The sequence below is a fragment of the Streptomyces luteolus genome (assembly GCF_029968015.1).
Lineage (GTDB): Bacteria > Actinomycetota > Actinomycetes > Streptomycetales > Streptomycetaceae > Streptomyces > Streptomyces luteolus.
In genome coordinates this window covers 58867-67766 of the sequence record NZ_JASCIS010000043.1, presented here as the reverse complement: position 1 = coordinate 67766, position 8900 = coordinate 58867, and the positions used below count along the sequence as shown (strand labels likewise).

Annotated in this window: 10 protein-coding genes and 1 riboswitch; of the genes, 5 read left to right on the top strand and 5 right to left on the bottom strand. The window is 73.0% G+C overall.

Annotated features, from left to right (window positions below):
* Positions 1-79 precede the first annotated feature (79 nt).
* Entirely contained in the window at positions 80-508 is a 429-nt protein-coding gene (locus tag QIT00_RS30730; RefSeq protein WP_282538716.1) for a type II toxin-antitoxin system Rv0910 family toxin, read from the bottom strand.
* 170 nt (positions 509-678) lie between these two features.
* On the bottom strand, positions 679-867 hold the full coding sequence (locus QIT00_RS30725; protein ID WP_282538719.1) for a hypothetical protein: 189 nt from the start codon (positions 865-867) through the stop codon (positions 679-681).
* Between the two features lie 298 nt (positions 868-1165).
* Between QIT00_RS30725 and QIT00_RS30720 the strand changes: the two genes are divergently transcribed.
* Positions 1166-1705 carry a Clp protease N-terminal domain-containing protein gene (locus QIT00_RS30720; protein WP_408909890.1) on the top strand — a complete coding sequence of 180 codons (540 nt, stop codon included), beginning with the start codon at positions 1166-1168 and terminating at the stop codon, positions 1703-1705.
* A 213-nt stretch (positions 1706-1918) separates the two neighbouring features.
* Positions 1919-2950: an EamA family transporter gene (locus tag QIT00_RS30715; protein WP_282538718.1), complete on the top strand. Its 1032-nt coding sequence runs from the start codon at positions 1919-1921 to the stop codon at positions 2948-2950.
* A 108-nt stretch (positions 2951-3058) separates the two neighbouring features.
* Here the strand turns inward: QIT00_RS30715 and QIT00_RS30710 are convergent, their stop codons facing one another.
* Positions 3059-3718 (bottom strand): pyridoxamine 5'-phosphate oxidase family protein, encoded by a 660-nt coding sequence (locus tag QIT00_RS30710; protein ID WP_282538714.1) that lies wholly within the window; start codon positions 3716-3718, stop codon positions 3059-3061.
* A gap of 35 nt (positions 3719-3753) precedes the next feature.
* On the opposite strand from QIT00_RS30710, the gene QIT00_RS30705 reads away from it, so the two are divergent.
* The gene (locus tag QIT00_RS30705; RefSeq protein ID WP_282538713.1) at positions 3754-5085 is read left to right on the top strand and encodes an aminotransferase class I/II-fold pyridoxal phosphate-dependent enzyme; all 1332 of its coding nucleotides are present in this window, start codon (positions 3754-3756) and stop codon (positions 5083-5085) included.
* A gap of 91 nt (positions 5086-5176) precedes the next feature.
* Here QIT00_RS30705 and QIT00_RS30700 read toward each other — a convergent pair whose 3' ends face one another.
* On the bottom strand, positions 5177-6229 hold the full coding sequence (locus QIT00_RS30700; protein ID WP_282538712.1) for a DMT family transporter: 1053 nt from the start codon (positions 6227-6229) through the stop codon (positions 5177-5179).
* Positions 6230-6267: 38 nt separating this feature from the next.
* Between QIT00_RS30700 and QIT00_RS30695 the strand changes: the two genes are divergently transcribed.
* Positions 6268-7182 (top strand): LysR family transcriptional regulator, encoded by a 915-nt coding sequence (locus QIT00_RS30695; protein WP_282538711.1) that lies wholly within the window; start codon positions 6268-6270, stop codon positions 7180-7182.
* A 10-nt stretch (positions 7183-7192) separates the two neighbouring features.
* On the opposite strand, the gene QIT00_RS30690 is transcribed toward QIT00_RS30695, so the two are convergent.
* The gene (locus tag QIT00_RS30690) at positions 7193-7663 is read right to left on the bottom strand and encodes a pyridoxamine 5'-phosphate oxidase family protein (protein WP_282538710.1); all 471 of its coding nucleotides are present in this window, start codon (positions 7661-7663) and stop codon (positions 7193-7195) included.
* Positions 7664-7805: 142 nt separating this feature from the next.
* Here QIT00_RS30690 and QIT00_RS30685 point away from each other — a divergent pair, with 142 nt between their 5' ends.
* The gene (locus QIT00_RS30685) at positions 7806-8441 is read left to right on the top strand and encodes an isochorismatase family protein (protein ID WP_282538709.1); all 636 of its coding nucleotides are present in this window, start codon (positions 7806-7808) and stop codon (positions 8439-8441) included.
* A 192-nt stretch (positions 8442-8633) separates the two neighbouring features.
* Positions 8634-8798, top strand: a riboswitch (cobalamin riboswitch).
* The last annotated feature ends 102 nt before the right edge of the window (positions 8799-8900 follow it).

Here is an 8900-nt window from a genome sequence, read left to right as displayed (position 1 = left end):
GGGGCGGGGGGCGGGGGGGGCCCCCCCCCCCGGGGGGGCCCCCCCCCCGCCCCGCGTCATGTCGCCTGCGGCCAAGGGCTCAGACCACCAGTGCCGTCAGCTTGCGCAGCGACTCGTTCAGCGCGGCCGTCGCCGAGTCTTTGAGCTTCCCGGCCATCAACGTGACCGCGGCGCCCGTGAATTCGCCGTCGATACGCACCTTCGTACCGTCGCCGTCCGGCGTCAGCGAGTAGCGCGTGCCGACGTTCACGCCCATCGGTCCCTTGCCGCTGATGGCCAGCGTGCGGCCGGGCTCCAACTCGTCGACCGTCCACGTGACTTCGGCGGGGAAGCCCATCAGCTTCATGTTCTCCTCGAACGTCCCGCCCGGTTCCAGCGAGGTCGGCGCCCCCTTCGGGAAGCCGGTGTGGGTCGTGCTCCACTCGCCGTAGACGGAGAAGTCCGCGAGCTTCGCCCAGACCTTCTCGGCGGGCGCCTCGATACGTGCTTCGGCGGTGACTTCGGCCATGTGCGACCACCTCTCTCGTCGGGCGCTGCGGCGGGCGCAGCCGGTGTGTCGCGGAACGTAGCGGCGGGGTCCGGAAGTTACAAGACTGACGGACCGTCAGAATCGCGCTCGCCCCACGAGCTCACCCCCAGGCGCTCGCCCCCACGCGCGCGTGCCTCCACGTGTGAACCTCAGTCCTGCCGCTGACGCAGGTTGCCGATGTGCCGTATCGCCGCCGTGTCGAACACGTCGTACGCGCGCGGGTGCGGCCCCTCGTCGTGGCAGTGCCAGGCCTCCCAGAACAGGTCGCCGAGCAGCGCGTCCGGCGGCGCGTACACGCGGTAGACGTAGCTCCTGCCGTCGACGGCCACCAGGGCCACTAGCCAGCAGCCGTACTCCTCTGTTGTCCCCTCGGCAGGCCTCGGCGCACTGCGGGCCGTGCAGTGCGGGCCGGAGGGCATGGGGGCTTCCTTCGCCGTGGTGCGTGAGTGGTCCCGGAGGTGTGGGAAGAGTGGGGCTCTCCTGTGGGACGTGTACGGGTGGGACATGGTTGCGCAGGGGGAGCGAAGCAAGGCGGCGCGCCCCTTCGGGTGCAACGGGCAGATCTCATCCGTAAGGAGGAGAACCCGCACATGCATGCCCAACCTGTGTCGGACGCACAAATGCTCCCCGGCGGGGATGCTACGGCCGATCGGCACTGATGGGGTGGGGGATGTGCATAGCCCGACCCCGGCCGCCGAGTCCGGCCCGATCAGTACCGCCGCCGACGCTCGCCTCAGCGCCGAGCTGACGTCGGTCGTCGCCGGCGCGCGCAGGCGTGCGCTCCGGGACGGGGACCGGCACATCGACACCGCGCATCTGCTGCACTCGCTGCTCGAGTCCGACCCGGGGGTGCGGGTCCTCTTCAGCAGCGGCCAGGTCGCCCGCCTCCTCGGCTATCTCGTGCAGCGCAGCATCGGGTACGGCCTGCAGTGGCAGGGCACGGTCGAGGACTCCGGCGCGGTTCCCCTCGTACGGGATCAGGCGGGCTGGTCCCCGGCCGCCGCCGGCGCCATGGAGGCGGCGCTCGTACGGGCCGACGGGCGCGGAGCCCGGCAGGTCGGCGGCGTCGACCTGCTTGTCGCCCTCGCCCGGAACGCGGAGTGCCGGGCCGTCGAGGTGCTGGGGCGCGCGGGGGTCGACCCGAAGGCGCTGATCGCGGCAGCGGCGACCGACTGAACCCCGGCCGGATCCCCGACTGAACCCCGACAGCCCCTTCCTCCGGCCTCCGTTGCCCGGCACCGCGACCGGCCCCGTCTTCGCCGATCTCGCGCACTGAGATGTCAGGCGTAACGGTGGTGACGCTCATTACCCGACTGCCATGATGTGCCGGTGTCTACGTCTCAGGAGATCCAGGGGAACGCGGCAGGTCCGGGCGGCCGGGGCGGCCAGGTGACGGGGGCCGGTCGCGGTGCCGGTCGCGGTGCCGGGCTCGGTCTTGCGCTCGTCTCGGCGTTCGCGTTCGGCGGTTCCGGTGTCGCGGCCAAACCGCTGATCGAGGCCGGTCTCGATCCGCTGCACGTCGTGTGGCTGCGGATCGCCGGCGCCGCCCTGATCATGCTGCCGCTCGCCTGGCGGCACCGGTCGCTCCTGACGCAACGCCCCGCGCTGCTCGCGGGCTTCGGGCTGCTCGCCGTCGCGGGCGTGCAGACCTGCTACTTCGTGGCGATCTCGCGGATCCCGGTGGGCGTCGCGCTGCTGATCGAGTACCTCGGGCCCGCGCTCGTGCTCGGCTGGATCCGGTTCGTGCAGCGCCGTCCCGTCACCCGCGCCGCCGCGATCGGTGTCGTGCTCGCGGTCGGCGGTCTGGCCTGCGTCGTCGAGGTGTGGGCCGGGATGCGCTTCGACGTGCTCGGCGTGCTCCTCGGCCTCGGCGCCGCCGTCTGCCAGGCCGGCTACTTCATCCTCGGCGACCACGGCAGCGACGCCGGCGAGGAGGCCCCGAACCCCCTCGGCGTCATCGCGTACGGGCTGCTCATCGGCGCCGTCGTCCTCACCGTGGTGGCGCGCCCCTGGACCATGGACTGGTCGGTCCTGAGCGGTCGCGCCGACATGGACGGCACGTCCGTACCCGGTCTGCTGCTGCTCGGCTGGATCGTGCTGATCGCCACCGTGCTCGCGTACGGATCCGGGGTGATGGCCGTACGGCGGCTCTCGCCGCAGGTCGCGGGTGTCGTCTCCTGCCTGGAGGCGGTCATCGCGACCGTCTTCGCGTGGATCCTGCTCGGCGAGCACCTGGCCGCGCCCCAGGTCATCGGCGGCACGATGGTCCTGGTCGGTGCCTTCATCGCGCAGAGCAGCACGCCCGCGAAGTCGGTGACCGAGCCGGTGGCCGGTGGAATGCCGGGCGGGGGCGGCGAGTTGTCGGGCGCTGATGAGAGCGAGAGCGAGAGCGAGTCGGCGGCGTCGCGGACGTCCGTCTAGGCGCGACCCAGGGATGAGGGCTCGGCCGGGTGCGAGGCGGCCGAGCCCTCTGCCGTGGAACCAGCCTCTGTACGCGGCGGCCGAGCCCTCTGCCGTGGAACCAGCCCCTCAGAGGGACGTCAGGTACTCCGGCACGGTCATGCCCGGCGTCAGGTCCTGAGCGGGGACCGGGGCCCCGTAGGCCCGGGCGACGGGCAGGACGCCGCTCCAGTACGGCAGGTCCTGGTCCTCGGGGTCGTCGTTGGGGCCGCCCGTGCGTGCCTTCGCCGAGACCTCGTTCAGGTCCAGGCTGAGCACTGCGGTGGCGGCCAGCTCCTTCGCGTTGGCGGGGCGCGAGTCGGCGGCGCGCCCCGGAACGACGTGGTCGACGAGCGCGTCCAGGGCGCTGCGCTTCTCCTCCGGGTCCGTCACCTGGTGGGCGATGCCGTGCACCACCACGGAGCGGTAGTTGAAGGCGGAGCGGGCAAGCACCAGGCCGTCGACATGCGTGACCGTCAGGCACACCGCGAGGCCGGGGTCCTGCCGCCCGGCCTCACGCAGCGGGCGCGACCCGCTGGAACCGTGCACATAGAGGCGCTCGCCCACGCGCCCGTAGAGGGTGGGCAGGACGACGGGTGCCCCGTCGCGCACGAAGCCCAGATGGCACAGGTAACCGGCGTCGAGTATCGAGTGCACCGTCTCCCGGTCGTACGCGGCGCGCTCGCGGGCGCGGGTGGGCACGGTGCGGTCGGTCGGGGTGTACGCGGCCGGAGCGTGCTGCACGGACATTGCGATCTCCATTGCACTAGTGCATAATGTGTTTTGTGCTAGGAGAGTATCGGATCACAGGGCGCCGCGCAGCCGAGATCGCGGCCAGTGTCGAGCGCGGCATCGCCGACGGCCTGCTCGAACCCGGTCAACTGCTACCCCCTATGCGGGAGTTGGCGGGCGAACTCCGCGTCAATCCCAATACGGTCGCGGCCGCCTACCGCACGCTGCGCGAGCGCGGGGTCATCGAGACGGCCGGGCGTCGGGGCAGCCGCGTCCGGTCGCGTCCGGCCAGCTCCGCGCGGGACGCGATCGGCGTCGAGGTGCCGGAGGGCGTGCGCGACGTGTCCACCGGCAACCCCGACACCGCGCTGCTTCCCTCCCTCGCCGGGGTGTTCGCCGCGGCGGGGGAGCGCGCCGACGAGCGGCCCGTGCTGTACGGGGACCAGGCGGTGGACCCGGAGCTGGCGCGGGCGGCCCGCGCGCTCTTCGACGCCGACGGGGTGCCGGACGGTCCGGTCGCCGTCACGTCGGGCTCCCTGGACGCCATCGAGCGGGTCCTCGCCGCCCACCTCAAGCCGGGCGACGCGGTCGCCGTCGAGGACCCGGGCTGGGGCAGCCTCCTCGATCTCGTGCCCGCCCTCGGCCTGCGCCCGGTCCCCGTCGGCCTGGACGACGAGGGTCCTCTGCCCGACGAGGTCGACCGGGCCCTGCGCGGCGGCGCCCGCGCCCTCGTCGTCACCGACCGGGCGCAGAACCCCACCGGCGCGGCGGTCAGTGCGGCACGCGCGCGTGCGCTGCGTTCCGTGCTCGCCGAGCACCCGCAGGTCGTCCTCATCGAGGACGACCACGGCCACCACATCGTGGACGTACCTCTGCATCCGCTCGCCGGAGTCACCGACCGCTGGGCCGTGGTGCGTTCCACGGCCAAGGCGTACGGCCCCGACCTGCGCCTCGCCGTCCTCACCGGGGACGCCGTCACCCTCGACCGCGTGCGCGGCAGGCAGCGCCTCGGGCCGGGCTGGATCAGTCGGGTGCTGCAGTACGCGGTGGTGCGGCTGTGGTCGGAAAAGGCGGTGCACGCGCGCGTAGTGGCTGATTCGTACGGGCGCCGCCGCGAGGCACTCATCGCGGCACTGGCCGAACGGGGCATCGAGGCGCACGGCCGTACGGGCATGAACGTCTGGGTACCCGTCGCCGACGAGACGGGCGCCGTGGCCCACCTCCTGCACGCGGGCTGGGCGGTCGCCCCGGGGGCCCGTTTCCGTATGAACGCGGGGCCGGGCGTACGGATCACGGTCTCGCCCCTGGCTCTCGACGAGATCGAGACGGTGGCCGACGCGGTGGCGGCGGCCGTGGGCAGGGGGCAGGTGCGGCGGTACGGGTGAGGGCGCGCCGGTACGCCTGAGAGCCCGGCCTCCTGGCCTCCGGCCCCCTGGCCCCCAGCCTCCTGGCCCCCCGGCCCCCGGGCCGCCCGGGCTACCGTCTGGCGCGCGACTGGGTCAGTGCCGCGCCCGCGATGACGATCAGCGCGCCCACCGGTGTCGACCAGGTCAGCGGCTCGCCGAGCAGCGCGACGCCCGCGGCCGTGGCGATGACCGGGATGAAGTACGTGACCATCTGGGCCGTCGTCGGGCCCACCTCGGAGACGAGCCCGAACTGCAGCAGCACGGCGAGCCCCGTCCCCAGGGCGCCGAGCGCGGCCACCGCGAGCAGCGGGACGACGGGCAGGCTCGTCGGCAGAGATGTGAACAGCGGGGTGACGACGGCCAGTTGGGCCGTGGCGAGGAGCAGCTGGCCGCCCGTGAGGGACAGGTTCGAGTGCGGGTTCCCGGCGAGCGTGCGGCGGACGTAGATCCAGCCGATCGGGTAGCTCAGGGAGGCGAGGAGCGCCAGCGCCGTCCCTCGCGCGTCCAGTCCGCTGAAGCCCTGCCAGGCGCCCAGCACGGTGAGGACCCCGAGAAAGCCCAGGCCGAGCCCCGCCACCCGGCGCCGCGTCGGCCGGTCCTCGGAGAGCGCGACGAGCGAGAGGACCATGCCCCACAGCGGCGACGTGGCGTTGCAGATCCCCGCGAGCGTCGACGGGATCGTCAGCTCCGCGTACGCGAACAGCGAGAACGGCACGGCGTTGAGCAGGAGCGCCGCCACCGCGAGATGGCCCCACGTTCGCGGCCCGCGCGGCAGCCGCTCCCGCTTGACGGCGAGCGCCACCCCCAGCACCGTCGTCCCGAACAGCAGCCGCCCGAAGGTGACTTGGAACGGAGCGAAGCCCTGCGTACCCACCTTGATGAGCAGGAAGCTGAAACCCCACACCAGGGAGAGGGCGGCGAAACGGATGCGCCAGTCCAGGGCGGGGCGGGCGGCGCGCCCCTCGGTCGGCGTGCCGGCCGGCGCGGAGGCCTGCACGGAGGTCGGCGCGGAGGCCTGCACGGAGGTCGACGGGGGAGTGGTGAGCGGTGCGCGGGAGGTGGCGCGGGGCGTGCTGACGGAAGCCATGCCTCTCACGATGGCGGAAGCAATTTCGTAGAACAAGCGAGATTTTTTGCTCGTCATTGCGTAGCATTGCTTACATGTTGAATCTGGAGCGCCTGCGCACCCTCGACGCCCTGGCCAGGCACGGCTCGGTGAGCAAGGCCGCCGCCGGGCTCCATGTGACGACCTCGGCGGTGTCGCAGCAGATGACCAAGCTGGAGCGCGAGGTGGGTCAGCAACTGCTCGCCAAGAACGGCCGCGGCATCCGCCTCACGGACGCCGGGCGGCTGCTCGCGGACCACGCGGGCCGGATCCTGTCGCAGGTCGAGCTGGCCCAGTCGGACCTGGAGGCGCAGCGCGGCCGGGCCGTCGGCGAGCTGCGGATGTCCGCCTTCCCCACGGCCGCGCGCGGACTGTTCCCGTCGGCCCTGGTGGCGCTGCGCGAGGAGCACCCCGGACTCCGGGTGTGGTCAAGGGAGTTGGAGCCGGAGGAGGGCGCCGCCGCGGTGGTCCGCGGAGACCTGGACCTGGCGGTGGTGCTCGACTGGTACAACAAACCGCTGCCCGTGCCCGACGGCCTGGCGAAGGCGCCGCTCCTCGACGACCCGGCGGACGTCGTGCTCCCCGCGCGGCACCCGCTCGCCACGCGCGCGGAGATCGCCCTCGAAGAGCTCGCCGACGAGGACTGGATCTCCTGGCCCGAGGGCGCCTACTGCGCGGACTGGCTGCGCTACACCCTGCGCGCCAAGGACATCGAGCCGCGCGTGCGCCACTTCGCCGAGGAGCATCACACCCAACTCGCCTTCGTCGCCTCCGGGTTGGGTGTCTGCATCACCCCGCGCCTGGGGCGCGGCCTGTTGCCGGAGGGCGTGAGCGTGGTGCCGGTGCGCCAGGGCGTGCGCCGTCATGTGTACGCGGTGTGGCGGGCGGACGCCGACCGAAGACCGTCGATCCGCGCGGCGGTCATGGCACTCAAGGCGGCGGGGCAGCGGGTGGGCCAGGGGTCACCCTGAGTGCCGTGCGTCACCTCAGCACGGTCAGCTTGCGGAAGTCCCAGGACACGATCGAGTCCGGGACGAGCCTGGCCCAGGCGTGCCGGCCGTCGTGCGGCATCGCGTCTGTCCCGAAGAGCTTCCGGGCGAACAGCTTCTCCGGAACGGCCAGTTCGGGGCACGGCTCACCCGTGCGCGGGGCCTCGCCCACGAATTCGACGCTGCCGGAGAGTTCCACGCCGCGCAGCTCCCCGTACTCCTCGCCCGCGTCGACCACCACTGCGATGCGCGGGTCGCGGCGCAGGTCGGCCCAGCGCTTGCTGCGGGTGATGGAGTACAGCCACAGCGCCGATCCGTCCCAGACGAACCAGAGCGTGCTGGCGTGCGGGGCGCCGTCCGCCGAGACCGTCGCGACCCGGCACGTGCGCTGCTCGGTGAGGAACGCGTCGCGCTCGTCCGGCGTCATCATGATCTTGCGGCCCCTGCGCTGCGTACCGGCCATGGGTCCGTCCTCCGTGTCGGCGGAAGCCAGCCGCTGCAACACAACTGACTAAGCGTCAGGAAATCATGAACTGTCTTCCACCGGTACGCAATGGGGGCTAGCCTCCGGCACCAACCGAGGCCGCTCCGCGACAGGGGGAACCATGCCGTCCAGCGCACAGCTCGCCGAACTCCTTGATCCCGCCACCACCGCGCTGCTCACCGTGGAATGCCAGCAGGGCGTCGTCGGCGAGGACAGCGCGCTGCCCGAACTGGCCTGCGAGGCACGGGAGTCGGGCGCACTCGACAACGTCGCACGCCTGGTGGCGGCCGCGCACGCCGCCTCCGTCCAGGTGCTGCACGCGGTGGCGGAGCGGCGGCCGGACGGCCGGGGCGCGGGGCGCAACGCCCGGCTCTTCCGCGCGGCGGAGCGCCTGCCGGTGCTGCAGTTGTCCGGTACGCGGGCGGTCCGGGTGGCGCCGCCGATCGAGGTCGCCGAGGAGGATCTCGTCGTACGGCGGCTGCACGGGCTCTCGCCGATCGCGGGCACCGACGTCGACCCGCTCCTGCGGAATCTCGGCTGCCGCACGCTGATCGTCACGGGCGTCTCGGCCAACGTCGCCATCCCCAACGCCGTGTTCGACGCGGTCAACCTCGGCTACACGGCGGTCGTCCCCGCCGACGCGATCGCGGGGGTGCCGGCCGACTACACGCCGGTGATGATCCGCAACACGCTCTCGCTCGTGGCGACGGTGACGGCCACGGAGGATGTGCTGGGGGCCTGGAAGGGGGCGAGGTAAGAGGGGCCGGGCCGTACCGGGGCGGACGCGGACGGGCGGGTGCGGACGGGCGGGTGCGGACGGGGGGGGGGGGGGGGGGGGGGGGGGGGGGGGGGCCCCCCGCCCCCCCCCCGCCGCACCGCTCCCGGAACGTCGTCGGCCATAACCAGCCATCCCCCGAAGCCCCTCTGGTCCCACCGGCCCGAGCCGACCTACGCTGACCGCGCAGTCGGTTCGCGCCACCGTGGGGTGCCGCGTCGTAAGAGGGAACCCGGTGCGAGTCCGGGACTGTCCCGCAACGGTGAGTGGGAGACAGCCCGCCTTGTCACGGCGGCTGCGCCCACGAGTCCGAAGACCTGCCCACTGTGCGCGTACGGCTGCCGTACGCGCTGTTCACGGTGACCTCGAGGACAGGGTGTGCTGTGTGAAGAGGAACGTCGGGCCTGCGCCGGGACCGCGCGCCGCTGCCGTCGTACGGCC